Origin of the sequence: Luteimonas terricola, from assembly GCF_004352845.1 — a bacterium.
In the GTDB taxonomy this organism is placed as follows: domain Bacteria; phylum Pseudomonadota; class Gammaproteobacteria; order Xanthomonadales; family Xanthomonadaceae; genus Luteimonas; species Luteimonas terricola.
This window is the reverse complement of record NZ_SJRX01000001.1, coordinates 1-26,486: the sequence shown is the minus strand read 5'-3', so window position 1 is coordinate 26,486 and position 26,486 is coordinate 1. Positions and strand designations below refer to the sequence as shown.

The 26,486-nt window shown below is 70.0% G+C and carries 25 protein-coding genes and 1 pseudogene; 10 read left to right on the top strand and 16 right to left on the bottom strand.

The genetic code is table 11. The features are described from left to right. Positions 1 to 40: 40 nt before the first annotated feature. Positions 41 to 1,609 (bottom strand): murein biosynthesis integral membrane protein MurJ, encoded by a 1,569-nt coding sequence (gene murJ, locus E2169_RS00125; RefSeq protein WP_268236935.1) that lies wholly within the window; start codon positions 1,607 to 1,609, stop codon positions 41 to 43. A 110-nt stretch (positions 1,610 to 1,719) separates the two neighbouring features. Between murJ and rpsT the strand changes: the two genes are divergently transcribed. After that, positions 1,720 to 1,992, top strand: a complete 273-nt coding sequence (gene rpsT, locus E2169_RS00120) for a 30S ribosomal protein S20 (RefSeq protein WP_132984605.1) — start codon at positions 1,720 to 1,722, stop codon at positions 1,990 to 1,992. A 253-nt stretch (positions 1,993 to 2,245) separates the two neighbouring features. Here the strand turns inward: rpsT and cgtA are convergent, their stop codons facing one another. The 3 genes from cgtA to rplU form a co-directional block, all read right to left on the bottom strand. Beyond that, positions 2,246 to 3,283 (bottom strand): Obg family GTPase CgtA, encoded by a 1,038-nt coding sequence (cgtA, locus tag E2169_RS00115; RefSeq protein ID WP_132984604.1) that lies wholly within the window; start codon positions 3,281 to 3,283, stop codon positions 2,246 to 2,248. A 172-nt stretch (positions 3,284 to 3,455) separates the two neighbouring features. Next, the gene (gene rpmA / locus E2169_RS00110; RefSeq protein WP_132984603.1) at positions 3,456 to 3,716 is read right to left on the bottom strand and encodes a 50S ribosomal protein L27; all 261 of its coding nucleotides are present in this window, start codon (positions 3,714 to 3,716) and stop codon (positions 3,456 to 3,458) included. Positions 3,717 to 3,728: 12 nt separating this feature from the next. Beyond that, the gene (gene rplU / locus E2169_RS00105) at positions 3,729 to 4,049 is read right to left on the bottom strand and encodes a 50S ribosomal protein L21 (RefSeq protein ID WP_132984602.1); all 321 of its coding nucleotides are present in this window, start codon (positions 4,047 to 4,049) and stop codon (positions 3,729 to 3,731) included. A gap of 800 nt (positions 4,050 to 4,849) precedes the next feature. On the opposite strand from rplU, the gene uvrA reads away from it, so the two are divergent. Both uvrA and E2169_RS00095 read left to right on the top strand, forming a co-directional pair. Beyond that, complete coding sequence (gene uvrA, locus E2169_RS00100; protein WP_132984601.1) at positions 4,850 to 7,804, top strand: excinuclease ABC subunit UvrA; 2,955 nt, start codon at positions 4,850 to 4,852, stop codon at positions 7,802 to 7,804. Next, positions 7,801 to 8,220 carry an acyl-CoA thioesterase gene (locus E2169_RS00095; RefSeq protein ID WP_132984600.1) on the top strand — a complete coding sequence of 140 codons (420 nt, stop codon included), beginning with the start codon at positions 7,801 to 7,803 and terminating at the stop codon, positions 8,218 to 8,220. Before uvrA ends, E2169_RS00095 begins: the two co-directional genes overlap by 4 nt. A 13-nt stretch (positions 8,221 to 8,233) precedes the next feature. On the opposite strand, the gene E2169_RS00090 is transcribed toward E2169_RS00095, so the two are convergent. The 7 genes from E2169_RS00090 to E2169_RS00060 all read right to left on the bottom strand — a co-directional run bounded on the left by E2169_RS00090 (position 8,234) and on the right by E2169_RS00060 (position 14,448). Further along, positions 8,234 to 9,598 carry a sigma-54 dependent transcriptional regulator gene (locus tag E2169_RS00090; protein WP_207918334.1) on the bottom strand — a complete coding sequence of 455 codons (1,365 nt, stop codon included), beginning with the start codon at positions 9,596 to 9,598 and terminating at the stop codon, positions 8,234 to 8,236. Between the two features lie 131 nt (positions 9,599 to 9,729). After that, entirely contained in the window at positions 9,730 to 11,082 is a 1,353-nt protein-coding gene (locus E2169_RS00085) for an acetate kinase (protein WP_207918333.1), read from the bottom strand. Further along, positions 11,082 to 11,606 carry a hypothetical protein gene (locus E2169_RS00080; protein ID WP_132984598.1) on the bottom strand — a complete coding sequence of 175 codons (525 nt, stop codon included), beginning with the start codon at positions 11,604 to 11,606 and terminating at the stop codon, positions 11,082 to 11,084. The genes E2169_RS00085 and E2169_RS00080 overlap by 1 nt, the downstream gene beginning before the upstream one ends. A gap of 1 nt (position 11,607) precedes the next feature. Continuing rightward, the gene (locus tag E2169_RS00075; protein WP_229659150.1) at positions 11,608 to 12,318 is read right to left on the bottom strand and encodes a C39 family peptidase; all 711 of its coding nucleotides are present in this window, start codon (positions 12,316 to 12,318) and stop codon (positions 11,608 to 11,610) included. Continuing rightward, on the bottom strand, positions 12,315 to 12,656 hold the full coding sequence (locus tag E2169_RS00070; RefSeq protein WP_132984597.1) for a hypothetical protein: 342 nt from the start codon (positions 12,654 to 12,656) through the stop codon (positions 12,315 to 12,317). Before E2169_RS00070 ends, E2169_RS00075 begins: the two co-directional genes overlap by 4 nt. 69 nt (positions 12,657 to 12,725) lie before the next feature. Beyond that, complete coding sequence (locus tag E2169_RS00065) at positions 12,726 to 13,607, bottom strand: hypothetical protein (RefSeq protein ID WP_207918332.1); 882 nt, start codon at positions 13,605 to 13,607, stop codon at positions 12,726 to 12,728. A gap of 364 nt (positions 13,608 to 13,971) precedes the next feature. Next, on the bottom strand, positions 13,972 to 14,448 hold the full coding sequence (locus tag E2169_RS00060; RefSeq protein WP_132984596.1) for a copper chaperone PCu(A)C: 477 nt from the start codon (positions 14,446 to 14,448) through the stop codon (positions 13,972 to 13,974). Positions 14,449 to 14,491: 43 nt separating this feature from the next. On the opposite strand from E2169_RS00060, the gene E2169_RS00055 reads away from it, so the two are divergent. After that, on the top strand, positions 14,492 to 15,250 hold the full coding sequence (locus E2169_RS00055; RefSeq protein WP_132984595.1) for an enoyl-CoA hydratase/isomerase family protein: 759 nt from the start codon (positions 14,492 to 14,494) through the stop codon (positions 15,248 to 15,250). Between the two features lie 19 nt (positions 15,251 to 15,269). Here the strand turns inward: E2169_RS00055 and E2169_RS00050 are convergent, their stop codons facing one another. The 3 genes and pseudogenes from E2169_RS00050 to E2169_RS00040 form a co-directional block, all read right to left on the bottom strand. After that, a complete protein-coding gene (locus tag E2169_RS00050) occupies positions 15,270 to 16,130 on the bottom strand; it encodes a sulfurtransferase (protein WP_132984594.1) in 861 nt (286 codons plus the stop codon). Beyond that, a pseudogene (locus E2169_RS00045) lies at positions 16,127 to 16,947 on the bottom strand (CoA pyrophosphatase). Before E2169_RS00045 ends, E2169_RS00050 begins: the two are co-directional and overlap by 4 nt. Positions 16,948 to 17,074: 127 nt before the next feature. Further along, complete coding sequence (locus E2169_RS00040; protein WP_132984593.1) at positions 17,075 to 17,785, bottom strand: FKBP-type peptidyl-prolyl cis-trans isomerase N-terminal domain-containing protein; 711 nt, start codon at positions 17,783 to 17,785, stop codon at positions 17,075 to 17,077. A gap of 177 nt (positions 17,786 to 17,962) precedes the next feature. On the opposite strand from E2169_RS00040, the gene E2169_RS00035 reads away from it, so the two are divergent. From E2169_RS00035 to nth, 3 genes are read left to right on the top strand one after another with little or no spacing between them, the layout of a single operon-like run. Further along, a complete protein-coding gene (locus E2169_RS00035) occupies positions 17,963 to 18,742 on the top strand; it encodes an enoyl-CoA hydratase-related protein (protein ID WP_132984592.1) in 780 nt (259 codons plus the stop codon). An 8-nt stretch (positions 18,743 to 18,750) separates the two neighbouring features. Then, on the top strand, positions 18,751 to 19,191 hold the full coding sequence (locus E2169_RS00030; protein ID WP_229659151.1) for a hypothetical protein: 441 nt from the start codon (positions 18,751 to 18,753) through the stop codon (positions 19,189 to 19,191). Next, positions 19,188 to 19,901 carry an endonuclease III gene (gene nth, locus E2169_RS00025; protein ID WP_132984591.1) on the top strand — a complete coding sequence of 238 codons (714 nt, stop codon included), beginning with the start codon at positions 19,188 to 19,190 and terminating at the stop codon, positions 19,899 to 19,901. Before E2169_RS00030 ends, nth begins: the two co-directional genes overlap by 4 nt. Positions 19,902 to 19,926: 25 nt before the next feature. Here the strand turns inward: nth and E2169_RS00020 are convergent, their stop codons facing one another. Then, positions 19,927 to 20,616: a TonB family protein gene (locus E2169_RS00020; protein WP_132984590.1), complete on the bottom strand. Its 690-nt coding sequence runs from the start codon at positions 20,614 to 20,616 to the stop codon at positions 19,927 to 19,929. Positions 20,617 to 20,754: 138 nt separating this feature from the next. Beyond that, positions 20,755 to 21,606 carry a 2OG-Fe(II) oxygenase gene (locus tag E2169_RS00015; protein WP_132984589.1) on the bottom strand — a complete coding sequence of 284 codons (852 nt, stop codon included), beginning with the start codon at positions 21,604 to 21,606 and terminating at the stop codon, positions 20,755 to 20,757. Between the two features lie 266 nt (positions 21,607 to 21,872). On the opposite strand from E2169_RS00015, the gene E2169_RS00010 reads away from it, so the two are divergent. The 3 genes from E2169_RS00010 (at position 21,873) to E2169_RS14595 (ending at position 26,282) form a co-directional block, all read left to right on the top strand. Then, a complete protein-coding gene (locus E2169_RS00010; protein ID WP_132984588.1) occupies positions 21,873 to 23,381 on the top strand; it encodes a hypothetical protein in 1,509 nt (502 codons plus the stop codon). Between the two features lie 91 nt (positions 23,382 to 23,472). Then, positions 23,473 to 24,984 (top strand): TonB-dependent receptor plug domain-containing protein, encoded by a 1,512-nt coding sequence (locus tag E2169_RS14600; RefSeq protein ID WP_425480529.1) that lies wholly within the window; start codon positions 23,473 to 23,475, stop codon positions 24,982 to 24,984. Next, on the top strand, positions 24,870 to 26,282 hold the full coding sequence (locus tag E2169_RS14595; protein WP_425480533.1) for a TonB-dependent receptor domain-containing protein: 1,413 nt from the start codon (positions 24,870 to 24,872) through the stop codon (positions 26,280 to 26,282). The genes E2169_RS14600 and E2169_RS14595 overlap by 115 nt, the downstream gene beginning before the upstream one ends. Positions 26,283 to 26,486: the final 204 nt, after the last annotated feature.

Sequence of the window (26,486 nt, the reverse complement as noted above, 5' to 3'; positions counted from 1 at the left end):
AGTATAACGGCGTGCCGCGACCCGGGCCGCTGGCGCGCGCTCAGTGGCGCAGGTCCCGCGGCCGCAGGCCCAGGGCCAGCAGCGCGGTGCCGTAGGCGAGCGCGCCGGCCGCCACGACCAGCAGCAGCAAGGCCGCCCGCCACAGCAGGCTCTCCATCGCCGTCCAGTCGCCGATCCAGCCCCGCAGCGCCAGCACCGCCGCCGCCATCACCGCGCAGGCGACGAGCAGGCGCAGCCAGAAGCGGCCCCAGCCCGGCTGTGTCCGCATCAACCCGGCACGCTTGAGGTAGCGCCACAGCAGCCACGCGTTGACGATCCCCGCCAGCCCGGTGGCCAGGGCGATGCCGCCGTGCGCGCCCGGCACGTCCCACAGCCACAGCGGCGTGGTGAAAGCGATGGTCATCACCACGTTGGCGACCACGGTGATGATCGCCGCGCGCATCGGCGTCTTCGTGTCCTGGCGGGCGTAGAAGGCCGGCGCCAGCACCTTGGTCAGCATGAAGGCCGGGATGCCCACGCTCATCGCCGCCAGGCTGATCGAGGCCATGCGCGTGTCGTGCGGCGTGAAGCGTCCGCCCTGGTAGACCACGGCAGTCAGCGGCTCGGCCAGCAGCAGCAGCCCGATCGCGGCCGGCACGCCGGCCAGCAGCGCCATGCGCAGCGCCCAGTCCAGCGTCGCGCCATAGCCCTCGCTGTCCGCAGCGGCGTGCCGGCGCGACAGGTGCGGGAGGATGACCGTGCCGATGGCCACGCCGAACAGGCCCAGCGGGAACTCGACCAGGCGGTCGGACAGGTACAGCCAGGTCTGGCTGCCGGTGACCAGCATCGACGCGAACACCGTGCCCACCAGCAGGTTGAGCTGCGCCACGGAGGACGAGAACAGGGTCGGCACCATCAGCCTGACCACCCGGCGCACGTCGGGATGGTTGAAGCCGGGCTTGAAGCGCGGCCGCAGGCCCAGCCGCCCCAGCGCCGGCCACAGCACCGCCAGCTGCAGCACGCCGGCCACCAGCACGCCCCAGGCCAGGGCCTCGACCGGCTCGGCGAACCAGCGCGACACCCAGACGATGGCGACGATCATCACCAGGTTGTGCAGCACCGGCGTCACCGCCGGCAGCGCGAAGCGGCCGAAGCTGTTGAGCACCGAGGCCACCAGCGCCATCAGCGAGATGGCCACCAGGTAGGGAAAGGTGATGCGCAACATGTCGGCGATCAGCGCCAGCTTCTCGGGCTCGTCGATGGCCCCGGGGGCGAACATCCGCGCCAGCAGCGGCGCGGCCAGCATTCCCACCGCGGCGAACACCAGCACCACCGCCAGCAGCGCCCCGGCCATGGCATCGAGGAACTCCTTCAGCGCGCGCTCGTCGCCGCGCTCGCGCAGTTCGTTGAACACCGGCACGAAGGCCATCTGCACCGAACCCTCGGCGAAGATCCGGCGCAGGTAGTTCGGGATCCGGTAGGCGATGACGAAGGCGTCCATCGCCACCGAGACCCCGAACACGCGCGACTGCAGGGCATCGCGCAGGAAGCCGGCGATCCGCGACAGCAGGGTCATCGAGCTGAAGACCGCGGTGGAGCGCAGCAGCCCGCTTTTGGAGGGCCCGCTCACGACGCCCGCTCCGCGCCGGGGCGATTCTTGACCCAAACTCCTGATTCCCCCATACTTTCCGGCTCGCTCGACCCGAATTCCGTCTTTACACCCGCTCCCAGGATCCCACCGTGGCCAACATCAAGTCTTCCAAGAAGCGCGCCAAGCAGGCTGTCGTGCGCAACCTGCGCAACAACAGCCAGCGTTCGCAGCTGCGCACCGCCGTCAAGAAGGTGCTCAAGGCGCTCGATTCCAACGACGCCGCCGGCGCCCAGGAGGCCTTCACCTCCGCGCAGCCGCTGCTCGACCGTTTCAGCGCCCGCGGCCTGATCCACAGGAACAAGGCCGCCCGCCACAAGAGCCGCCTGATCGCGCGCATCAAGGCGCTCGCCACCGCCGCCTGAGGCGAGTCGCACCGCGTCACCCGAAAGCCCGGCCCTGGCCGGGCTTTTCGCGTGGGTGTTGAGAAAAGCGTTCTTGGCCACGGATTTGCGCGGATTGCGCGGATCAGGCTGAGGCAAGCCTGTAGCCATAGGCTCCCCATCTGAAGAAAAAGCAGGGGCAGCGCGTAGTGTTCCGACTGGCCGCACCCAGATCCGCGCAATCCGCGCAAATCCGTGGCAAAAGAACGCTCTTGCTCTTTCCATCCCGCCCGCCTCAGGCGTCAGCGGCATCGGCTGCGTCGCGGGCCTGTTCGTCGAGGAAGGCCTGGACGCGGAGCATGACTTCGCGGGTGCCGTCACTGGCGAGGCCGGAGACGACGAACCAGGGGGCGGTCCAGCCCAGTTCGGCGACCACGCGTTCGGCGTGGGCGCGGGCGTCTTCGGGGGGCAGCAGGTCGGCCTTGTTGAACAGCAGCCAGCGCGGCTTGTCCAGCAGGCCGGCGTCGAACTTTTCCAGTTCGTGCTCGATCGCGCGCACCTGGTCGCCAGCGTCGGAGCCGTCCAGCGGCTCGACCTCCACCAGGTGCAGCAGCAGGTGCGTGCGCTGGATGTGGCGCAGGAACAGCGCGCCCAGGCCGGCACCGTCGGCGGCGCCCTCGATCAGGCCGGGAATGTCGGCGATCACGAAGCTGCGCGCCGGCTCCACGCTGACCACGCCCAGGTTCGGATACAGCGTGGTGAAGGGATAGTCCGCCACCTTCGGCGTGGCGGCGGAGACCGCACGGATGAGCGTCGACTTGCCGGCGTTGGGAAAGCCCAGCAGGCCGACGTCGGCCAGCAGCTTCAGCTCCAGGCGCAGCGTGCGCTCCTCGCCCTCACTGCCCGGCGTGGCCCTGCGCGGGGCCCGGTTGACCGAGGTCTTGAAGTGCATGTTGCCCAGGCCGCCCTGGCCGCCGCGCGCCACCAGCAGGCGGTCGCCGTCGCCCACCAGGTCGCCGATCACCTCGTCGGTGTCGATGTTCAGCACCTGGGTGCCCACCGGCACCATGATCACCGTGTCATCGCCGCCCTTGCCATAGCGCTGCTGGCCCATGCCGTCCTCGCCGCGCCGGGCGCGGAACATCCTCTGGTGTCGGAAATCCACCAGGGTGTTGAGGTTGCGGGTGGCTTGCAGCCAGACATCGCCGCCGTTGCCGCCGTCGCCGCCGTCGGGGCCGCCGAGCGGGATGTACTTCTCGCGCCGGAAGCCCACGCAGCCGTTGCCGCCGTTGCCGGCGATGACGGTGATTTCGGCTTCATCTACGAGTTTCATTGGCTGCTGGCCTGGAGTCTGGAGCGGTCTGGAGCGGTCCGGGACCGGGTGCCGGATCTGATCCGGGACTCCGGGGCCGGGAGCCCGGGCAGTGTAGCGGGTACCGGAATCGATCCCCCGGCAAAGAAAAGCCCCGCCGGAGCGGGGCCCTTCGTGGAACGTGGCGCGGGGCTCAGGCCTCGGCGACCACGTTCACGGTGCGACGCTTCTTCGGACCCTTGGTCGTGAACTCGACCTTGCCGTCGATCAGCGCGAACAGGGTGTGGTCGCGGCCGAGGCCGACGCCCGAACCCGGGTGGAACTGGGTGCCGCGCTGGCGGACGATGATGTTGCCGGCGTCGATCGCCTGGCCACCATAGATCTTCACGCCGAGGTACTTCGGGTTGGAGTCGCGGCCGTTGCGCGAGGAACCTACGCCCTTTTTATGTGCCATGGCTGCTGCTCCTTACTTCTTGTCGCCACCGGCAATGCCGGTGATCTCGATTTCGGTGTAGTGCTGCCGGTGGCCCATCTGCTTGCGATGGTGCTTGCGGCGGCGGAACTTCACGATGCGCACCTTGTCGGCGCGGCCGTGGGCCTTGACGGTGGCGGTGACGGTGGCGCCCTTGAGCGCGTCGCCAACCTTGATGCCGTCGGAGTCGCCGAGCATGAGCACGTCGTCGAACGTGATCTCCTTGCCGGCCTCGACGTCAAGCAGCTCGACGCGGAGCGTTTCGCCCTGCATCACACGATACTGCTTGCCGCCCGTTACCAGGACTGCGTACATGACCAAGCTTCCTCTGTAGTTATTGTGGTCGCCTGCCTGCCATCGAGGGCGGACAGGAGCGGAATTGTAGGGGATTCATTGACTTAGGGTCAACAGCGGCGATTCCGGGCAGAAACGACCCACATCGCGCCATGCAACGCCGGGGCGACCGAGGCCAGAGCGGCTGCAGGGCCCGACGACGCCACGACCACCGCTACGGACCTGCGGTTTGCGCTGGCCGAGCAGGCACGCCGCTGATCCAGGATGCAAGGTGCGTTACGAGGGGCCCGGCTCGCCGGACCCTTTTTTTCAGGCTCTTCTCCCGACTGAGGGACTGGCGCGCCTATAGATACAGCGCGGGCGCCGGATGCCAAGGCCCTTGAGTGCTCATGTCCCCCGGCGCTGGCCTTGCGGCCATCGCCTCCTCCTTGACTTCGCTCTCAAGGGCCTTGGCACCCGGTGCGGAGCAGTACGCTGTGGCCCGGAAGCAAAAGCCGGGGATCGTGCGTACTCCAGCCGAAGCCGAGCCCCGTCGTGGCCGGGAGGGCGGGGCGGGGGCGGCACTGCGGGGGGCCCCCCCCCCACGCGGGGGCGCGGGGGCCAGAGCCCCCCCCCCCCCCCCGCCCACGGCGGGGCCCTCCAGCTCACGGCGACGCATGGCGAAGGAAGCAGACGCTCCTCGTCGGAACCGTTTTCCCGAAGATGGGAGATGAACCACTTTTCATCCCCCGCCTTCTGGAAATCCGGCCGATTGCCCCCATCCATGGGTCTCGGTAGGCTGGTCGATCGCCCGCCCTCCCCCTTTCCGGATCCCCACCCCGATGGCGCTGGACCTCATCCGCATCCGCGGAGCCCGCACCCACAACCTCAAGAACATCAGCCTCGACCTGCCGCGCGACCGCCTGATCGTGGTCACCGGCCTGTCGGGCTCCGGCAAGTCCTCGCTCGCCTTCGACACGATCTACGCCGAAGGCCAGCGTCGCTATGTCGAATCGCTGTCGGCGTACGCGCGGCAGTTCCTGAGCGTGATGGACAAGCCCGACGTCGACCAGATCGAGGGCCTGTCCCCGGCGATCGCGATCGAGCAGAAGTCGACCTCGCACAACCCGCGCTCCACCGTGGGCACGATCACCGAGATCTACGACTACCTGCGCCTGCTCTACGCCCGCGTCGGCCAGCCGCGCTGCCCGGACCACCACTACCCGCTCGAGGCGCAGACCGTCAGCCAGATGGTCGACCAGGTGATGGCGCTCGCCAACGATCCCGCGAACGCCGAGCGGCGCTGGATGCTGCTGGCGCCGGTGGTGCGCGAGCGCAAGGGCGAGCATGCCCAGGTGTTCGAGCAGCTGCGCGCGCAGGGCTATGTGCGCGTGCGCGTGGACGGCGAAGTGCACGAGATCGACGCCGTGCCGCCGCTGGCGCTGCGCCAGAAGCACACCATCGAAGCGGTGATCGACCGCTTCCGCGTGCGCGAGGACATGCAGCAGCGCCTGGCGGAATCCTTCGAGACCGCGCTCAAGCTCGGCGACGGCATGGCCGAGGTGCGGGCGCTGGACGACGACGCGACCGAACCGCTGCTCTTCTCTTCGCGCTACAGCTGCCCGGTCTGCGATTACGCGCTGCCGGAGCTCGAGCCACGCCTGTTCTCGTTCAACGCCCCGGCGGGCGCCTGCCCGACCTGTGACGGCCTGGGCGTCAGCCAGTTCTTCGACCCGACGCGGGTGGTGGTCCATCCCGAGCTGTCGCTGGCCGCGGGCGCGGTGCGTGGCTGGGACCGCCGCAACCATTACTACTTCCAGCTCATCGCGTCGCTGGCGCGCCACTACGGCTTCGACGTCGACACCCGTTGGCAGGAGCTGGCCGACGACGTGCGCCAGGCCGTGCTGTACGGCAGCGGCGACGACGAGATCGCCTTCACCTACGTGACCGAGAGCGGCGTGCGCAGCAAGCGCCGGCACCGCTTCGAAGGCATCGTGCCCAACCTCGAGCGCCGCTACCGGGAGACCGAGTCCGCGGCGGTGCGCGAGGAACTGGCCAAGTACATCAGCGAACAGCCCTGCCCCGACTGCGGCGGCGCGCGCCTGAACCGCTCGGCGCGCAACGTGTTCGTGGCCGAGCGCGCGATGCCCTCGATCGTGGTGCTGCCGATCGGCGAGGCGCTGCAGTTCTTCAGCGAACTCGAGCTCCCCGGCTGGCGCGGCGAAGTGGCCGAGCGCATCGTCAAGGAAATCCGCGAGCGCCTGGGCTTCCTGGTCGACGTCGGCCTCGACTACCTCACGCTCGAACGCAAGGCGGACTCGCTGTCCGGCGGCGAGGCCCAGCGCATCCGCCTGGCCAGCCAGATCGGCGCCGGTCTTGTCGGCGTGATGTATGTGCTCGACGAACCCTCGATCGGCCTGCACCAGCGCGACAACGAACGCCTGCTGGGCACGCTGACCCGCCTGCGCGACCTGGGCAACACCGTGATCGTGGTGGAACACGACGAGGACGCGATCCGACTGGCCGACCACATCATCGACATCGGCCCCGGTGCCGGCGTGCACGGCGGCGAGGTGGTGGCCGAGGGCCGCTACGAGGACATCCTCGCCGCGCCGCGCTCGCTGACCGGGCAATACCTCTCCGGCCAGCGCCGCATCGAGATCCCGGCCACCCGCCACGCGCCGAACCCGAAGCTGGAGTTGCGCCTGCTGGGCGCCAGCGGCAACAACCTCAAGGACGTCGACCTGGTCATCCCCAACGGGCTGTTCACCGTGGTCACCGGCGTCTCCGGCTCGGGCAAGTCGACGCTGATCAACGACACCCTGTACGCGCTGGCCGCCAACGAGATCAACGGCGCCTCGCACAAGCCGGCGCCGTTCCGTTCGGTCGAGGGCCTGGACCTGTTCGACAAGGTGGTCGACATCGACCAGTCACCGATCGGGCGCACGCCGCGCTCCAACCCGGCGACCTATACTGGCCTGTTCACCCCGCTGCGCGAGTTGTTCGCACAGGTGCCCGAGTCGCGCGCGCGCGGCTACGGCCCGGGCCGCTTCAGCTTCAATGTCCGCGGCGGCCGCTGCGAGGCCTGCCAGGGCGACGGCCTGATCAAGGTCGAGATGCATTTCCTGCCCGACATCTACGTGCCCTGCGACGTCTGCGGCGGCAAGCGCTACAACCGCGAGACGCTGGAGATCCGCTACAAGGGCCTGAACGTCCACGAGGTGCTGGACATGACGGTCGAGGACGCGCTTGACCTGTTCCACGCCGTGCCGGCGCTCGCGCGCAAGCTCGAGACGCTGGCCGACGTCGGCCTGGGCTACATCCGCCTGGGGCAGTCGGCGACCACGCTCTCCGGCGGCGAGGCGCAGCGCGTGAAGCTGTCGAAGGAGCTGTCGCGACGCGACACCGGCCGCACCCTGTACATCCTCGACGAACCCACCACCGGCCTGCACTTCCACGACATCGACCACTTGCTGGGCGTGCTGCACAAGCTGCGCGACGACGGCAACACGGTGGTGGTGATCGAACACAACCTCGACGTCATCAAGACCGCGGACCGGGTGATCGACCTGGGTCCCGACGGCGGCCACCGCGGCGGCGAGATCATCGCCCAGGGCACGCCCGAAGAGGTGGCCGCGATGCCGCAGTCGCACACCGGGCGCTTCCTCGCCAGGCTGCTCGAAGAGCACGCGGGGCGCACCTCGGCCGCACCGGTGGCCGAGGCCCCGCGGCCCCGTTCCCGCGGCAAGACCGGTACCCCCACCCGCCGCCGCAAGGCCAGGGACATCTCCTCATGAACCGCGAACCCGCCGAGCACGGCAAGCTGCTCCACAGCCTGCCCATCGAACTGCGCTGGCGCGACCTCGACGCCTTCAACCACGTCAACAACTCCAACTTCATGACCTACCTGGAGGAGGCGCGGATCCGCTGGTTCGAATCGCTGGGCGAGGACTGGGTGACCGAAGCGATCGCTCCGCTGCTGGCAGCGGTGCAGATGAACTACCGGCATCCGATTCCCTACCCCGGTGCGATCGTGGTCGAGCTCACCGCCGACCGCGTCGGCACCAGCAGCGTGACCCTCGGCCACCGCATCACCAGCGCCGACGGTACGGTCCTGCATGCCGATGGCCACGTGGTCATGGTCTGGATCGACCGCGGCAGCGGCCGCCCGACCGCCCTGCCCGACGCGGTGCGGAGGATCGCCGGCGCCTGAGCCCCACCCGGGTTCAACCCGTGCCGGTCCCGTCGGCCTGGCCGCGCAGGCCGTGGCGATTCATCAGCCGGTACAGCGTGACCCGGGAGATGCCGAGGTCACGCGCCGCCGCCTGCAGGCGGCGTCCGTTGCGGGCCAGGGCGCGCTCGATGGCCACGCGCTCGCCCTCCGACCTCGCTTCGCCCAGGGTCTGCATCGCGACGGGAGCGTCCGCCAGGCGCAGGTCGCGCGCGGTGATGCGGGGACCCTCGGCCATCACCACCGCCTGGCGCACGCGGTTGACCAGCTCGCGTATGTTCCCCGGCCAGGGGTGGTCGTGCATCGCGCGCAGGGCATCGAGGGTGAATCCGCGCACGTGGCTGCCGCCCTCGCCCACGTGCCGTGCCAATGCCCAGGCCGCCAGCAGCGCGATGTCGCCATCGCGCTCGCGCAGCGGCGGCATGTGCAGCTCGATTACCCGCAGCCGGTGGTAGAGATCATCGCGGAAGCGCCCCCGCTCCACCGCCTCCCCCAGGTCGACGTGCGTCGCGCAGATGATGCGCGCATCCACCGCGATGTCCTCGTGCCCGCCCAGGCGCTGGATCGTGCCCTGCTCGAGGAATCGCAGCAGCGACGCCTGCGATTCCAGCGGCAGGTCGCCAATCTCGTCGAGGAACAGGGTGCCGCCGTCGGCATGCTCGAAGCGGCCGCGCTTGCGCTGGATCGCGCCGGTGAAGGCCCCGCGCTCGAAGCCGAACAGCTCCGACTGCAGGAGGCTGTCGGGGATCGCGCCGCAGTTGATCACCACGAGCGCTCCGTCCCGGCGCGCCGAGTGGCGATGGATCGCCGCGGCCGCCAGCTCCTTGCCGGTGCCGGTCTCACCGCCAATGCAGACCGGCGCTCCGGTCAGGGCCACGCGCCGCAGGTGCCGGTACAGGAGCTGCATCGCTGCGCTGTCGCCGATCATTCCGTCCAGCGAGGGCGCCGGCGCAGCAAGGACGTCGTCGCGCCCGCCCAGTCGCGCCATGCCGTGTGCGTGTCCGAGCACCGTGGCCAGCAGGCCATCCTCGCAGGGCAGCACGACGTAGTCGTGGCAATGGTCGCGGACCAGCTTGCGCACGACATCCAGGCGGACCTGCCCGGGCGACAGTCCCGCGACCCACGCCCGCCCGCTGCCAAGCACGTCACGGATGTGCTGCAGCGACGCCGGCGCAGGCCCATGGCAGCCCCGGAGGTCCACCAGCCCGGCGCAGCAATGGCCACCGCCATCGGCGGAGAGGTCCGGAACCGCCTCCGCGCTGGAGACCACACAGGCCCGCCAGCCCCGCTCGCCAAGGCTCGATGGCAGGGTCGCGGCCGTGCGGTCCCCGGCCACCACCCAGTGAATGAAATCGCGCACACCGTTGCATCCAGGCATTCGTCTGCGCTGCACCCGCCCCCTGCAGATGGCCTCCCGTCCCGTGTCCACCCCTTCCAACGCGGGGTCGCGGAGCAAGCGGACATCCCTCCGGCTGAACAGGGCGCAGGGGCTCAGAAGCGGATCGGCAGCCGCGCCACCAGGGTGACGTCCGGGGTATCGCGGGTCATGCCCGCGCCCAGCGCGATGTTGACGCTCGTGCGATCGCTGATGCGGTAGGTGCCGCCAAGCATCAGCGTGCCCAGCACCACGCGCACCGAACCCGGCAGGTCGCTGCCGTTCTGCCGCGAGCGCTGGACCATGCTGTGGTCGTAGCCGATGCTGATCGCTGCCCGGTCGTTCAGGGCGAGGCCGACGCCCAGGTTGAAGCCGAAGATGTCGCCCGCATCGATTTCGCCCAGGAACTCGGTGGTGGTCTGCGGGAAGCCCTCGGGTGCACCGCTGAGCGTGGTGCGCGAAACGTCCTCGCGGGCGAAGTTGTGCAGATAGCTCAGGCTGCCGAAGAACACCACCGGGTCGGACGCGTACATCCAGGTCACGCCCGGCTGCAGCGAGGCGAAGCCGCTGCCGGTGGGCAGCTCCAGGGGCAGCCCGGTGCCGGTGGCGTTGGCGACGCAGCGCGTGACGCAGTCGGTGGTGACTTCGAACAGGTCCTTGCCCGTGCGCGTCTTGTAGCGCAGCCAGAGCACGTAGAACGGCCGGTCCGCGCCCTTGTTCGGCAGCTGGTAGCGCGCGGTCAGCTCGAGGTCGCCCAGGCCGCTGCCGTCGGCGCTGAAGACGCTGTCCTGCGCCGACCCGGTGAAGATCTCGCGGCTCACGGTGTCGCCGCGGATGTACATATAGGGCACCTTGAGCTCAAGCTCGAGCCGGTTGCCGACGCCGTAGCGCGCGGCCAGCGCCGCGGTCACGCTGGTCGTCTTGACCTGGCGGATGTCGATCAGGCCGATCAGGATCGCCGGGATCACGGTGTAGCCGATCAGCGCCACGCGGTCGTTGGAGTAATAGCCGGTCTGCAGCGAGGGCTCCAGGATCAGCGCGCCGCGCGGCGTCAGCACGCCGGGCTGGTCGAAGATCTGCGCCACCTCCGGAGGCCGCGTCGACTCCTCCGGTGCCTGCCCCACCGGCACCGGTTCGCCTGTTTGTTGGGCCACGGCCACCGCGGTCGCGGCCGGGACGGCGGCGGGCAGCGCGCCCGCGACCCCGCCGCGCGCGCGCAGCGCATCGAGGCGCCACGCGTCGACGCCATCGGCATCCTGGTCCCAGTCCGCCTGTCGACCCCGGAGGTAGGTGCGCAGCGCTTCGATCTCCCGCGCCTGTGCGTCCAGGCGCGCCTCGAGGGCGCTGATGCGGCCTTCGTTGTCCGCCGGCGGTGCGCCAGGTGGAGCGACCGCCTGCGGCCACGCTGGCAGCGGCATCGCCAGGGCCGCGGCGAGCAGTGCGATCGCCCGGCATCCCCCTGCGCGCATCATGGCGTCCCGGTCGCGATCAGGCCCGCATGGCCCAAGGCGTCGCTGAAGTTGATCGCCTGCAGCAGGCCCAGCGTGTTGCTCGCCGCATCGATGCTGGTGGACACGCGGATGTGCACGCCGTCGAGGGTGTTCTGGAGTACCAGGCCGGCGCCGGCGCTGCCGGCGGCATCGAAGGCATTGCCGGGTCCCACCTGTACGACCTGCACCTGGCGCAGTTGCTCGAGTTCGCGCGCCTGCACGGGCGTGATCCGCGCGATGTCGGGGATGTCGATGCGCAGCGATGCGACCAGTTCGCCGTCGACCCAGGCCATCCGCTCGAAGCCGAACGAGACCACGAGTCCCGAAGGCAATGCGAACCCGCCGCGCATCGCATCGAGCCTGGCCGCATCCAGCGGCGCCCATCCTTCCGGCAGCCTGGTTTCGGAGGCCCTGCCGTGGGAGGGCCAGCCCACGGCCGCCAGCGCCAGCAGCGCGGTGACCAGGGCCTGCCAACCGATCCGGCTTGCGAATGGAGTCTTCATCTCAGATGTCCCCGGGACCGCGACGGCGCATGACCACGTCCTGCAGCCCCTGCCGCTGGACCGCGGTGGCCAGGGGCGCCAGCGGCGCCAGGCGCCAATCGCGCGGATGGTTGAAGGCCGCGAGTGCGCGGCGGTTATGGACGACGAACAGCACCCGGTTGTCCCACAGCCGATCGAATTCGCGCCGTGGCAGCAGCCGCGTCCCGCGCGCCGGGTCGCCGATGAGCACGCGTCCGTGGCGCATGCCCTTCACTACGACGAAGTGCCGGTAGCCGCGGTCGTTGAGCAGGACGATCGCGGGCAGGCCTTCGTCGAGCAGGCGGTCGAGCGGCACTTCGAAGCCGTCGGCCACATAGCCCTGCACCTGCAGGTACGCACGCATGTCCAGCAGCGAGAAGCCCTCGCGGCGGATCCGGGCCTGGTCCCCATGCTGGTACATGTGCCGGAACACGTCCGCCTCGCTGACCGCCTGCCCGTACTGGAAGGTCAGCAGCGTGGCCACCGCCGCCGAGCCGCAGCTGTAGTCGTACTGCTGCGGGATCGTGGTGCGGTAACGCGCGGCCTTGAGGCTGGTCACGGGGAGCGAATAGCTGCCGCCGTAGGGCACGCGCACGTCGGCCCGGCCTGCCAGCGCCACGTCTGGAACCGTCGCCAGCCCCACGATGCAGGCGGCTGCCAGGCAGGTCCCGAGTGCGGCGCCGGCGCGGATCACGGACCGGGCCCGCCGAACTGCACGTTGACCGCGGTGCCGTTCTGGATCAGGACGTTGGCACCGCTGTTCTGGATCACGGTGTTGATGCCCGCGGCGTTGCCGAAGGCGCCGCCGGTGACGGTGTTCGGGCCGCCGACGGTCCCGACGGCGGTGTTGCCGTCAACCTGGCCCTGGTTGTCGACGTCGACCACGGTGATGATCGTGGATTCGCCGCCGCGCAGGGCCTCCAGGGCCGGGACGGACACCGCCTGCCCGAAGCCTTCGACAGGCCCCGGCTCGGCGGACGGCGATGCCAGCGCGAGCGCGCTGGCGAGGACAGGAATCGCGATGGCAGGCATGGCGCCCTCCTTGACAGGATCAGGCGACGCACCGCGGGCATGCACCCGCGATGCGCGCCCGTGCCCGGATTACGGACCGCTGGTGCCGAGGTTCAGATTGGCCTGCACGGTCACGCCCTGCTGGATCAGCGAGGACGCGCCGCTGTTCTGCGCGAGCACCATGATGCCCGCGGCTGCGTTCGCCGAACCGTCCATCGAGTTGGACATATCGAAGACGCCACCATGGGCCCAGCTGGAGCCACCCGCGCCACCCGCTCCGCCCATCCCGTCGCCGCCGGTCGCGCTGCCGCCCGAGCCGTCTCCGCCATCGCCGCCGGTGCCGGCCGTGGCCATCGCGTCGCCGCTGCTGCCGGAGTTGTCGGCGGTGGTGTCGCCACCCGTGGCGCTGGCGTCAGCTGTCGCGCTGCTGTCGCCCGAGGCACTGTCCCCGATGGTGGCGATGGAATCGCCGGAGTCCGAGCCGGCAGCGCCCAGCGCGCCTGCGAGGCCCGCCGCAGCGGCATCACCGTCGCGCGCGCTGATCGCAGCGGCATCGCCGCCGTCGCCACCGTCGCCACCGTCGCCACCGCCGGCCAGGGCAAGACCACCCATGCCGGCACCACCATCACCGCCATCCGCGCTGCCGCCGTTGAGCGCGACGTTTCCCAGCACCAGCACGCTGTTGCCGGTGACCGCACCCAGGAGGTTGGTCTCGGCGACCGCCGTGGAGGTGTTGAACGAGCTCGCGATGCTCGTGCTGGCACTGCTGCCGTTGTTCGCCGATGCGTTGGACAGGCCGATGCCCGCCGCGATGCCGGCGTTGTCGCGGCTGTCGCCGCTGCTGTTGTCTTCGCTATTGCTGGCGTTGTTGTCGCCCGGTCCGGCTTCGGTCTGGTCCTGTGCCCATGCCTGGGCGGACAGGCCGATGCCGAGCAGCACCGCTGCGGCCAACATGCTCTTGTGGATGCGCATTGTCGTTCTCCTAGGGGGATGTCGCGCCAGCGCACAAAGGGGGAGGTGCCGCACGCCGGTGCGACCCTGTCTAATGCAGGTTTGATGCCAGACCGCGGGGACACGCGCATGTGATTGATCACGCGGCGTTTTTTTCGCCGCCATCCCTGCTGCTGGCGGCGATGTCGTATTCATCCGCATCGCCGGCTGCGAAAATGTTGCATCGCTGAAACATGCGGTCCGTCGCCTTCGGGCGGGATCCCGCGGACAGGTACGCCGGATCCGCCCAGGGCGTGGCACAGCCCGCCCTGGAGGCGCACTGCGCTGATGTTTCATTCTTGAGAATCGCGCCCCTGGCCGCCGCTCGCGGCCCTGCCTGGAGCCCTCAGCGCGCGTCGGCGGCGCGCACCTCGAAGTCCGTGCCGACGCTGCGGCCGTCCGCCAGGGTGAACTCGACGCGCGCGACATCGCCCGTCGCCAGCGGCGATACCGGCCGCATCAGCATCAGGTGCAGGCCGCCCGGGCGCAGCACCACCTCGCCACCGGCGGCCACCGGCAGCTCGGCGACCTCGCGCATCCGGCTGACGCCGTCCACCACCTGCGTCTCATGCAGCTCGACGCTGGCGAACGCGTCACTGCGCGCGCCGATGACGATGGTGTCGGCCGCGCACCGGTTTTCGATGCGGGCGAAGCCCGCCATCATCGGCATCGGCATCGGCGGCGAACGCAGCCAGCCGTCGACCACGCGCGGCACGCAGGCGACATCGGCATCGACGGCGGCCGTCGCATCCGAAGCGGAAGCGCCCGCGGTCGCTGCACACAGCAGCGCGGCAGGAAGGAGGATGCGAAGGAGAATGCCCATGCACCTATGATACCCGTCCACTCCGACGCGGACGCGACGACGCATGACTGCACTCATCGACACCATCGGCCACGGCGCGATCACCGAGCTCAGGCTCGCACGCGCGCCTGTCAACGCGCTCAACCCGGAGCTCTGCAAGGCGCTTGCAGCGGCGGTGCCGGCGGCCATCGCGGCGGGCGCACGGGGCATCGTGCTGTCGGGCGGCGAGAAGGCCTTCTCCGCCGGGCTCGACGTGCCGCACCTGCTGTCGCTGCGCTCGCGCGAGGAACTCGGCGCGGCGTGGACGGACTTCTTTTCCGCCGCGCGCGCACTGGCGGCATCGAAGGTGCCCGTGGCGGCAGCAATCACCGGCCATTCGCCCGCCGGCGGCTGCGTGCTCGCACTGTGCTGCGACTACCGGGTGATGGCCGAAGGGCCGTTCCGCATCGGCCTCAACGAGACCCAGGTCGGCCTGGTCGCGCCTGACGGCATCCAGCACCTGATGCGGCGCACGGTCGGCATCCACCGCGCCGAGCGCCTGCTGGTAGGTGGCGAACTGGTGGAGAGCGCGCGCGCACTCGAGATCGGCCTGGTCGACGCACTCGCGCCGCACGCCGACGTGGTCGCGCACGCGGTCACCTGGCTCGAGGGGCTGCTGGCGCTGCCGCGGGAGCCCGTGCTGCGCACGCGCGCGATCGCGCGTGCCGATCTGCACGCGGCGCTGGCACCGGAGCACATCGACATCGACACTTTCGTGAACGCGTGGAACGATCCCGATACCCAGGCGGGCCTGCGCGCCCTGGTGGCGCGGCTGGGCAAGTAATGCCGCGTCCTCCGGGGACTCAGCGGTCGCCGGTGGCCACCGGGCGCGCCGGGTCCTCGATCCAGCCGCTCCACGAACCGGTGTAGAGTCCGGCGCCGTCCAGACCTGCATGCGCCATCGCGAGCAGGTGGTGGCAGGCCGTGACGCCGGAGCCGCACATCGCGACCACATCGGCCGGCGCACGGGGACCGAGCAGGTCGGCGAACTCTTCCGCCAGCGCTGCGCGCGACTTGAAGCGGCCGTCGGCGATGTTGGATGCGTACGGGCGCGAGACCGCGCCGGGCACATGCCCTGCGCGCGCATCGATCGGTTCGACTTCGCCGCGGAAGCGCTCGCCGCCGCGGGCATCCAGCAGCAGGCCGCCGCCGGCCAGGTGCATCTCGACGCGGGCGCCGTCGTACAGCCGCGAGCGGTCGTAGGCCACCGGATACGGCGCGGCCCGCTGCGCCTCCGATACGTCCCTGTCCACGGGCAAGCCCTGCGCGCTCCAGGCCTCGAAACCGCCGTCAAGCACAGCCACCCGCGCGTGCCCGGCCAGCCGCAACAGGCACCAGGCGCGTGCGGCGAAGGCGCCGTCGGCCGCGTCGTAAGCCACCACCTGGTGCGCCGGGGTGATGCCACGCGCCGCCAGCATGCGGCCGAAATCCGCCGCCCCTGGCCATGGGTGGCGTCCGCCGCCGGGCAGGTGCGCACCGGAGAGGTCGCGGTCGAGATGCACGTAGTGCGCACCGGGCACATGGCCACCGCGCCAGGCCGCTTCGCCGGCAGCCGGGTCCGCGAGCGAGAAGCGCGCATCGAGCACCACCAGCAAAGGGTCGCCCAGGCGCGCCGCGAGATCGGAGGGCGATACCAGGGTGGTCCAGTCGGGCGATCTGTTCACGGCAGGCCTCCGGCGGCCAGCAGGCGCTGGCGCAGGTTGTACAGGATCGATGCGGTGGCGCCCCACACGCGCTGCCCGGGCGCGGCCTCGTGGCGACGGTACTCGAACACCTCGCGATCGCGGCCACGGTAATGGATCGCGATCCGCTCCAGGTTCTCCGGCGCCATCAGCCAGCGCAGCGGCAGGCTGAAGACCTCGGCCACTTCGCCGGGCCGCGGCCGCGGCACGAAACCCGTCGGTACCCGCGCGACCACGGGCAGCACCTGGAAACCCGTGACCGTCGCCAGCGGGTCGAGGTAGCCGAGCACGTGCGCATCGCAGGACCGCAGGCCGATCTCCTCTTCCGCCTCGCGCAGGGCCGCAGCCAGCGGGCCGGCATCGCCCGGGTCCACGCGCCCGCCGGGAAAGCTCACCTGCCCGCCGTGGTGGCGCAGGCCATCGTCGCGTCGGGTCAGGATGACGCGGGTCTCGCGATCGCCGACCAGCGGCACCAGCACCGCGGCATCGGCCAGCGCGACGCGCTGGGGCAGCAGGTCGCGCAGTTCGTCCAGGTTCCAGGCCGGACCCGCGGGCACCGCGTTGAGCGGCTCCAGCGCGGCCTGCAGCGCGGCATCGGCGGGCCCGGGGGACATCAGGCGCGACGCGCCTCGCGGGCGGGAAGCACCAGGTCCATCAGCTGTTCACGCTGGGCATCTTCCATCGCCAGCCAGCCGGCGATCTCGTCACCGGTGCGCAGGCAGCCGTCGCAGAGGCCGTCGTCGTTGATCGTGCACACGCCGATGCAGGGAGTCTGCACGGCGCGGAAATCGGTGCTCATCGTATCCACCGGATTGCGGGGTCTCGAAACGCGAACGCGCCGGCACGGGGCCGGCGCGTCCTTGGTGCATTGGCGTGCGCGGCGGTGGCCGCGCACTGGTGCAAGGGGCGCCGGCGGCGCCCCGCGGTCACTTGACGCTGACCAGCTTGACGTCGAACACCACGGCCTGGTTGGCCATGCGGCCGGCGCGGATGTCGGTGCCATAGGCCTTGTCGCCCGGCAGCACCACTTCCCAACGCGAGCCGGCCGGCATCTGCAGCAGCGCTTCGCGCAGGCCTTCGAGCGGAACCTGGCTGACCTTCAGTTCGATCGGGCCGGGAGTCTGGCCCTGCGGCACCTGGTTGGTGTCGATCAGCACGGTGCCATCGGGGAGCGAGCCCTTGTAGCTCAGCGCGACATCGCTGGCCTGGGTGGGCTTGGCACCGTTGCCGACTTCGATCACGCGGTACTGCACGCCGCTGGGCAGGGCCTTCACGCCCGTCTTGGCGCGGTTCTGCGCAAGGAAGCTGTCGCTGGCCGTCTTGTTGGCGTCGGAGATGCGCTTGAACTCCGCCTCCATCTTGGCCTGCTGGCGCTTCTGCATGTTCTCGACGGCCGTGCGCAGGTCGTCAACGGGGACCGCGGGATCCTTCTTGCCATAGGCGTCCTGCAGTGCCTTGACCACGGTGTTGACGTCGACGGCTTCACCGCGCTCGGTCAGCTCCGCGAGCTCTGCGCCGGTGTTGTAACCGATCGCATAGCTGAGCTTCCCTTTCTCGGAAGTGATGTCCTGGGCGGCGGCCGTACCGGCGACCAGGGTGGTGGCCGCGAGGGCGGCGGCGAGCAGGCGCAACTTCATTCGTGGGACTCTCCGGAATTGCAGATTGGGTGGGTCCAAGACGCGGCGGGGCGGTCTGGCCGCCCCGTCTGGACACGCTAGGATACTGGCCCCAGCGCTTAACCGCCACTGACACCGCAGCATCCGACCCTGCCCGGCGCCGGAAGTTCCCGCACCGGGCCCGACCACGGAAATCCCATGTCCCAACTCATTCTCACGACCGACCACGGTGCCGTCCGCGTTCTCACCATCAACCGTCCAGACAAGCTGAATGCGCTCAACAGGGCCACGCTCGAAGCGCTGCACGCCGCCTTCGACGCCGCCGCGGCCGACGAGGCGGTGCGTGCGCTGGTCCTCACCGGCAGCGGCGGCAAGGCCTTCGTCGCCGGTGCCGACATCGCCGAGATGTCCGGGCTGAGCGCGGTCCAGGCGCGTGATTTCTCGCTGGTCGGCCAGCGCCTGATGCGGCGCATGGAGCGCATGCCCAAGCCGGTGGTGGCGATGATCAACGGCTTCGCCCTGGGCGGCGGCCTGGAACTGGCGATGTGCTGCCACCTGCGCATCGCCGCCGACACCGCGAAGCTCGGCCTGCCCGAGGTCACCCTTGGCCTGCTGCCCGGCTTCGGCGGCAGCCAGCGCCTGCTGCGCCTGGTCGGCCGCGCCTTCGCGCTGGAGCTGACATTGACCGGCGCGCCGGTGGATGCCGCGCGCGCGCTCGAGCTCGGCCTGGTCAATCGCGTGGTGCCTGCCGACGGGCTGGACGCCGAGACCATGGCCCTGGCCACGAAGCTCGCCGCCAACGCGCCGCTGGCGATGCGCGGGATCCTCGATGCCATCCACGTCGGCGGCGAGTGCGCCATCGACGACGGCCTCGAATACGAAAGCGCGCAGTTCGGCCTTGCGTTCTCCACCGCGGATGCACGCGAGGGCATGACCGCCTTCCTCGAGCGCCGCAAGCCGGCGTTCGACAACCGTTGAGCCACGGCATGGTGGCCGACCGTCCCGAGACCGGTCCCGGCTTCAACGCCGGTCCTGCCCCGGCTGCGCCCGACGCGGCACAGTCGCTTCGCATCCTTGCGCTGCTGCGCGCCGACGACATCGATGCGGCGATCGGGGCCGGGCTCGCCGGCTTCGTGGCGCTGCCGGGGCTGGACGACACGACCAACGACCTGCTGGTCGCGGCGCGCGACCGCCTGCTCGCGGCCTGGGCCGCGCGCGATCGCTACCGCGCGCGTGCAAAACGCCTGGAGCGCATCGCCGAGGAGCGCAGGCGCGCGCGATCGCTTCCACCCGCTCCGGCCGCTGCCGATGACGGGTTGGCCGCGGGCACCACTGCTCCGGCCATCCCGCATCGCCCCTCCCTGCCTCCCGCCGCCGCCGCCGCGCTGGCCCGCGCAAGGGCGCGCACGTCTGGGCCGCGCTCATGAGCGCCGCGCGCGAACGCCGCGGCCGGGTGATGCCCAACGCACACGTGCGCGAGATGTTCGCGCGCCTGTCGGAACTCGACCCGAAGCCAACCACCGAGCTTGAATACTCGACGCCCTATGAACTGCTGGTGGCGGTGACGCTGTCCGCGCAAGCCACCGACGTCGGCGTCAACAAGGCCACGCGGCGCCTGTTCCCGGTGGCCAATACGCCCGCCGCGATCGCCGCCCTGGGCGAGGACGGCCTCAAGCGCTACATCAGCACCATCGGCCTGTACAACGCCAAGGCCGCCAACGTAGCGGCGATGGCGACCTTGCTGCTCGAACGCCACGGCGGCGAGGTGCCGCGCACGCGCGCTGAACTCGAGGCGCTGCCCGGCGTCGGACGCAAGACCGCCAACGTGGTGCTCAACACCGCCTTCGGCGAACCGACCATGGCCGTGGACACGCACATCTTCCGCGTCTCCAACCGCACCGGCCTGGCGCAGGGCAAGAACGTGCGCGCGGTGGAAGACCGACTGCTCAAACGGGTGCCGGCGGAGTACCTGCACGACGCCCACCACTGGCTGATCCTGCACGGCCGCTACGTCTGCAAGGCGCGGCGGCCGGAGTGCGGGCCGTGCGTGATCCGCGACCTGTGCACCTGGCCCGACAAGGCGCCGCCCGACACACCCCTCGATCGGCCGCCCCCGGGTACCGGGCCCGCCGCCTGATGCGGCGGGCCGCGATGCAGCGCGCTCAGCGCGCCGCGGTGTAGGACACGGTGACCTTGGGATCCAGCGGCAACACGGTCTTGCTGGAGAATCGCAGCGCGTCGGGGCCGGTCCAGCTGCAGGCCGAGGTGTTCGACGCCGGGCCGAGGTAGCACACCGGCCACAACAGGGTCGACGGCACCGCCTTGCCGGCGACGTGCTCCGGCGAGAAGCGCCACTGGCGTGACGCGTCCGCCGCGGCCGCCGCCATCGCGCGCGAGACCGTACCGGTGGCGACATGCACGTCGGATGCCCGCACCGCGCCGTCGGCGCCGACCTCGAGCCGCAGCACCACCATGCCTTCGTTGCCCGCCAACTGGTCGCGCATCGGGTACTCGGGCGGGGTCATCGCCGCGAGTGCCGGGCCGGTGGTGGCCGAGACCACGTCGTAGCCGCCGCCGGCGGCTTCGTCCACCACCACGCGCAGGAAGGTGGTGGCCGTGTCGCCAGCGCCCTCGCCGGGGTTGAACACCCAGTTGCGGATCTCCGCGGCCAGCGCGTCGCCGCTGTTGCCGGGCGCGATGCCGTGGGGTGCGATGCCGGCGATCCGGCCATCGGCGCCAAGTTCCACGGTGAAGGTGTAGACCTGCTGCGTGGACGGCGCCGGCGTACCCGAGGCCTGCGCCGCGAACGGCAGTGCCAGGGAAAGAAGAAAGGGAATCGCGATCCGCTGCATGATGGTGCTCCCGCGCGCTGGCGCCTGTCAGTGAGTGATGGACCGATCTCACTACGCGGCGCCCAGCCGTGGGTTACAGCTCTATGACAAACACCGCTATTGCTGATCAGCGGTAGCAGGCTGCCGACCAGCGGCAGCTCAATCGTAGCGACCGACCCGCAGCCATTTGGTCGCGACCCACTTTTCCCCTTCGATCACCGGTGCGCCGCCGTGCAGGCTGCCCGTCATCGGGTGCGGGCGGTCGTAGGTGAAGAAGGCCGCATTGCCCTTGACCGCCGCAACTTCGAACCGCGCATCGGGAAACGTCGTGGCACCCCCGTGCGCCGGCGTGTTGAGGTACATCACGATCGACGCCACCCGTTGGCCGCCGCGCGCCAGGGTCCCGCTCGCGCCCACCCGCGCAGGGTCGAAATAATCGTAGTGCGGCTTGTACTCGGCGCCGGGGCCGTAGCGCAGCAGCTGCAGGCCCTCGCCGTTTTCCAGCGGCCAGTCGACCAGGGCAGCCAGGCGGCGCTCGACCCGGTCACAGAGCGCGTTCTCGCCGCGGCGAAAAAACATGCCGTCGCTGGTGCGCCCCGACTGCACCTCGTCCGAGCCGGTGTCCATGTTCATGACCGACGACGGCCGCAGCCGCTCGCGCCCCATCGCCACCAGGGCGTCGCACTCCGCGTCCGACAGCACGCTGCCGAAGACCACCACCCGGGGGTGCAGCAGGTTGGCGAGCACGGTTACCCGGCGGTCACCAGCCTCGATCACCGAAGGTCCGTTCAACGCCAGCGGCGCGGGCACGCGCTCGGGCGGCGGCAGGTCGTTGTCGCGGGCGTGGGCCTCGAGGTGCTCGCGCATCGCGGATTCGAGGGCAGCGACCGCGTCGCCCTCCTTCCAGCCGCGCCCGACCATCGCCGCGACCACATCCTCCGGCGACGCACCCGACTGCACACGCTCCAGCAACCACTGCATCAACGCCGCATCGATTTCCGGCCTGTCCATCCGCTCCCGCCCCATCCAGCTCCTGACGGCACAAAGCAGGCCAGCAGCACATGACAGCGACATGACAGCGACATGCAACCGTCATCGGAATGTCGCATGTGACCGGCGTTGGCGATGCCGACCACAACTGCAAGAAAGCTGTCACGAACGACCTCTAGCCTTCATCCCCGATTCATCCGGAACGCAGCGGACGCCGCCTTGCCAGGCGCGCACCGGCCGCGGTTCCACCGCTGCGTCCGCAGTCCTTTCCTCCCGGAGACCTACCGATGTCCATGCGCCACAGTTCCAAGGCCCTTCTCATGACTTTCGGCGCGGTGCTCGCGCTGAGCGCCTGCGGCGGCGGTTCCGACCGCGTTGCCTCGCCTGGCGAGGGTGCGTTCCCGCCTCCGCCGGCCGCTCCGCCTCCGCCTCCGCCGCCGCCGCCGCCGAGCGAGCCGCCGCCGACGGCTGGCCCCGCCGAGTCCTGCCCGACCGGTTTCCAGAACATCGGCATCATCGCCGACCTCCGCGCCTGCGAACTGCCGGAGCGCATCATCGGCGAGCTCACCGTCCCGAAGCTTGCCGGCACGGTCTACGCCATCAATGGCGCGGTCCACGTCGGCGAAGACATGGGCGGTGACCCTGCCGCCCCGAGGACGGGTGCCCGCGAAGGCATCCTCAACATCGAGGAAGGCGTGACCATCTACGCCTCCGCCGGCCCCGACGCGCTGATCGTCAACCGCGGCTCGAAGATCTACGCCCTGGGCACCGCCGAGGAGCCGATCATCATGACCGCCAAGATCGACATCGAAGGCGGCGCCGGCCCTGAAACCGACGGCAGGTGGGGCGGCCTCGTGCTGGCCGGCCGCGCGCCGGTCAACACCTGCATCGGCGACTTCACGCCGGGCACCGCGCAGTGCGAAACCAGGATCGAGGGCGGTGACCTCGGCATGTACGGCGGCAACTCGGCAACCGACAACTCGGGCACCGTGCAGTACATGCAGATCAGGTACTCCGGCTTCGCCTTCTCGGGCGGCAACGAGCTCCAGGGCCTGACCATGGGCGGCGTCGGCAACGGCACCACCGTCGAGTACATCCACGTCCACAACAGCTCGGACGACGGCATCGAGATCTTTGGCGGCACGGTCAACGCCCGCTACATCGTGATCACCGGAGCCAGCGACGACAGCCTCGACATCGACTCCGGCTGGAACGGCGGGGTGCAGTTCGGCATCGCGGTCCAGCGCGACAGCACCGGCGACAACATGAACGAGTGGTCCGGCACCAACAGCAGCAATCCCATCCCGCTGTCGCCCGAGCAGTACTCGAACCCCCACGTCGCCAACTTCACCTATGTCGGTCGCGCCGGCGGCAGCAGCGGCAACGGCTCGGGCTTCACCGTCAACCTGGGTGCCCGCGCCGAGATCTACAACACCGTGGTCACCCGCAAGGCCGGCGGCACGGGCAAGGGCGAGACCTGCCTGAGCATCGAGCACGTCCCCGAGCGCGGCAGCGCCGCCACCCTCGAATCGGTCTTCTTCGGCTGCCCGAACAACTTCAACAATGCCGATGCCGAAGCGGCCTTCGCTGCCGGCGTCAACACGGTCGCGGGCAACTCGACCCTGACCAGTGTGTTCGTCAACGGTGCCAACGAGAGCGCCGTCCCAGCCGCTGCGGACCTGCCCGGCAAGCACGACTTCTTCCGCCAGGTCGACTACATCGGCGGCGTGAAGGACGCGAGCGACACCTGGTGGCAGGGCTGGACCTGCGGCCTCACCGCCGACAGTTCCTGCTGATCCGGGCTCGACACTCCAACAGGGGGCGGCCAGCTTGGCCGCCCCCGCCCCATTACGCCCCGGCCCGTATCCGCTAGCCCAAGGTCCCAATATGAAGCGCACTCCGTCACGCAGCGGCCTGTTCGTCGCGATCACCACCCTCATCGCATGCCAGGGCGCATGGGCCCAGCAGCCTGAAAGCCCCGGCGGCCAGGCCGCGGTACCGCCCCAGGCCACGATCGTGCAGGCCACGATTGCGCAGTCGGCCGCCACGGCCACCGCGCAGCAGGCGCCCGCCGACCAGGCGGCGACGCTCGATACGGTCGAAGTGCGCGGCGAATACATTCCCGAGCCGATGCTGCAGACCGCCGAGGTCGCCTCGTTCGTCACCCGCGAGGACTTCGAGCGCACCGGCGACTCCGACGCGGCCGCTGCCCTGCAGCGCGTGTCCGGCGTGAGCATCGTCGGCGACAAGTACGTCTACGTTCGCGGCCTCGGCGAGCGCTACTCCTCGGCGCTGCTCAACGGCTCGCCCCTTCCCAGCCCGGAGCCGATGCAGCGCGTCGTGCCCCTGGACCTGTTCCCCGCCGAAGCCCTGCAGAGCATGACCGTGCAGAAGACCTATTCGGCCAGGTATCCCGGCGAGTTCGGCGGCGGCGTGATCGACCTGCAGTCGCTGAGCATCCCCGAAGAACCCTTCTTCAAGATCAGCGTGGGCGGCGGCTTCAATGACGGCACCACCGGCGAGAAGGGCCTGACCTACTATGGCGGCGGTGACGACGACTGGTGGGGCTACGACGACGGCACCCGCAAGATTCCGCGCGCGCTCCGCGATGCCATGGACACCGGCAAGCGGGTCGACCGCAACAACTTCAGCAATGAAGAGCTCGCGGTGATCGGCCGCAGCCTCGAGAACGCCAGCGTCAATGTCCTGCAGGAAAAGGACGACATCGATCCGGACGTCAACTTCGGCTTCAGCGCCGGCTATTCCGCCGAGATGGGCGATGACGCGCGCATCGGCTTCATCGCCGCGGCCGGCTTCGACAACAAGTGGCGCACCACGTTCGGCGACCAGGAACAGGGCGTGTTCCTCGGCGACAACCTGGAAACCCTGTCCTACGGCAAGGACTACGAGTTCCTCACCACCCGCAACAACGCCCGCGTCAACGCCCTGCTCGGCGCCGGCTACGAATGGGGGCGCAACAGGATCGACCTGACGACCCTGTACGTGCACGACACCCTCAAGGAAGCCCGCAGCCGCGCCGGCATGGACAACATCAGCGGCTATCGCGTCCGCGAAGACGACACCCGCTGGTTCGAGCGCGAAATGATCAACAACCAGGTCAGCGGCGAACACTCCTTTGGCGAGTACGACGACCTCAAGGTCGAGTGGCGCGCCGCCTGGGCCCGCGCGACCCGCGACGTGCCCTACGAGAAGCAGATCGGCTTCCGCGACGATGGCGCGCCGCCTGGGCCCGCGCGACCCGCGACGTGCCCTACGAGAAGCAGATCGGCTTCCGCGACGAGGGTGACGGCTACTGGGCCTACTCGGTCCGGAACCAGGAGAACTACACCCGCTTCAGCGAGGTCGTGGACGAGGTCGCCAGCGGCGGCGTCGACCTGACCTGGCGCCTTCCGGTCCAGCGCGACGTCACGCTTTCCGCCGGCGCCTCGTACATGGACAACGACCGCAATGCCTGGTCGCGCGAGTTCAGGTACTTCGCGGGCGACGGCCCGGGGGGCGGCGCCGAGATGCCCTTCTACTTCCCCTACCAGCGCCCCGACTACCTGTTCTCCGACTACAACCTGAGCCAGGGCTGGCTGAGGCTCGAGGAGACCACGGGCACCGGCGGCCAGGCTGCCTACGACGCCACGCTCAAGGTCCTCGGCACCTACGCGCAGGTCGAAGGCGAGATCACCCCCAACCTGCGCGGCACCCTCGGCGTCCGCTACGAGGACGCCACCCAGGCGGTGCACCCGTACGACATCTATACCGGCAACCGCGTGGCCAGCAGCGTGGCGCCGCTGGAGAACGACTACTTCCTGCCCGCGCTGACCCTGACCTGGAACATCGCAGAGAACCGGCAGATCCGCTTCGGCGCCTCGCAGACCATCGCCCGTCCGCAGTTCCGCGAGCTGTCGCCGCAGCTGTACACCGACCCCGACAAGGATCGCCAGATGTACGGCAATCCCTACCTGATCGACAGCGAGCTGACCAACCTCGACGCCCGCTACGAGTGGTTCTTCGGCTCGGGCGAGTACTTCACCGCCGGCCTGTTCTACAAGCAGATCGACAGCCCGATCGAAGCGATCATGTTCACCGGCGGTGGCGACACCCTCTGGCAGACCTTCGTCAACGCACCCGAGGCCACGGTCTACGGCGCCGAGTTCGAGTTCAAGAAGTACTTCGACGTGGGCATCGCCGCGGACTGGTGGGACGGCAGCCGCCTCTACCTGGCCACCAACTACACCTGGTCGCAGTCCGAGGTGAACGCGGACGCGAGCGACACGGTGGCCCTAGACGGCGGCACGGGCCACCTGCAGCCCGCACGCAGCCTGATCCTGGACGGCAGCGACATGCAGGGCCAGTCGGAGCACATCGCCAACCTGCAGTTCGGCATCGAGAACACCGAAAAGGACCTCCAGGCCACGCTGATCGCCAACTACGTCAGCGAGCGCATCTCGGCCCGCGGCAACAACCTGCGGCAGGACCTCATGGAAGAGCCGGGCCTGACGCTGGACCTGGTATTGAACAAGACCATGCGCTTCGGCGATACGCCGGTGACCCTGGGCTTCGCGGCGCGCAACATCCTCGACACCGGGTACGACGAGTACATCGAGGGCGGCGGCGGCCAGAAGATCCACGTCCTGCGCTACGACCCGGGCGTGTCCTACTCGTTCAGCATCTCGACCGAGTTCTGACCGAAGGACGGTTGGGGACTTCCCCGCGCTGAAATTGAACAACCCCGCATCCCGCGGGGTTTTTCGACGAGGAGTGTCTGCTTCTTTCGCTACGCCTTGCCGTGACCTGGAGGGCCCCGTCGTGGCCGGGAGGGCTTCGCGGGGAAGTAAAGGAGGAGGCATCCGCCGCCAGGCGGATGCCGGGGGACATGAGCCGCGAAGCCC

Coding starts and splice junctions, on each gene's coding strand:
- E2169_RS00020 (WP_132984590.1), bottom strand. CDS start 20,616: ATGCAGCGGATCGCGATTCCCTTTCTTCTTTCCCTGGCACTGCCGTTC.
- E2169_RS00085 (WP_207918333.1), bottom strand. CDS start 11,082: ATGCGCGCAGGGGGATGCCGGGCGATCGCACTGCTCGCCGCGGCCCTG.
- E2169_RS00040 (WP_132984593.1), bottom strand. CDS start 17,785: ATGAAGTTGCGCCTGCTCGCCGCCGCCCTCGCGGCCACCACCCTGGTC.
- E2169_RS00060 (WP_132984596.1), bottom strand. CDS start 14,448: ATGGGCATTCTCCTTCGCATCCTCCTTCCTGCCGCGCTGCTGTGTGCA.
- uvrA (WP_132984601.1), top strand. CDS start 4,850: ATGGCGCTGGACCTCATCCGCATCCGCGGAGCCCGCACCCACAACCTC.
- E2169_RS00095 (WP_132984600.1), top strand. CDS start 7,801: ATGAACCGCGAACCCGCCGAGCACGGCAAGCTGCTCCACAGCCTGCCC.
- nth (WP_132984591.1), top strand. CDS start 19,188: ATGAGCGCCGCGCGCGAACGCCGCGGCCGGGTGATGCCCAACGCACAC.
- E2169_RS00030 (WP_229659151.1), top strand. CDS start 18,751: ATGGTGGCCGACCGTCCCGAGACCGGTCCCGGCTTCAACGCCGGTCCT.
- E2169_RS00010 (WP_132984588.1), top strand. CDS start 21,873: ATGTCCATGCGCCACAGTTCCAAGGCCCTTCTCATGACTTTCGGCGCG.
- rplU (WP_132984602.1), bottom strand. CDS start 4,049: ATGTACGCAGTCCTGGTAACGGGCGGCAAGCAGTATCGTGTGATGCAG.
- E2169_RS00055 (WP_132984595.1), top strand. CDS start 14,492: ATGACTGCACTCATCGACACCATCGGCCACGGCGCGATCACCGAGCTC.
- E2169_RS00070 (WP_132984597.1), bottom strand. CDS start 12,656: ATGCCTGCCATCGCGATTCCTGTCCTCGCCAGCGCGCTCGCGCTGGCA.
- E2169_RS00065 (WP_207918332.1), bottom strand. CDS start 13,607: ATGCGCATCCACAAGAGCATGTTGGCCGCAGCGGTGCTGCTCGGCATC.
- cgtA (WP_132984604.1), bottom strand. CDS start 3,283: ATGAAACTCGTAGATGAAGCCGAAATCACCGTCATCGCCGGCAACGGC.
- E2169_RS00015 (WP_132984589.1), bottom strand. CDS start 21,606: ATGGACAGGCCGGAAATCGATGCGGCGTTGATGCAGTGGTTGCTGGAG.
- E2169_RS00035 (WP_132984592.1), top strand. CDS start 17,963: ATGTCCCAACTCATTCTCACGACCGACCACGGTGCCGTCCGCGTTCTC.
- rpmA (WP_132984603.1), bottom strand. CDS start 3,716: ATGGCACATAAAAAGGGCGTAGGTTCCTCGCGCAACGGCCGCGACTCC.
- E2169_RS00080 (WP_132984598.1), bottom strand. CDS start 11,606: ATGAAGACTCCATTCGCAAGCCGGATCGGTTGGCAGGCCCTGGTCACC.
- E2169_RS14600 (WP_425480529.1), top strand. CDS start 23,473: ATGAAGCGCACTCCGTCACGCAGCGGCCTGTTCGTCGCGATCACCACC.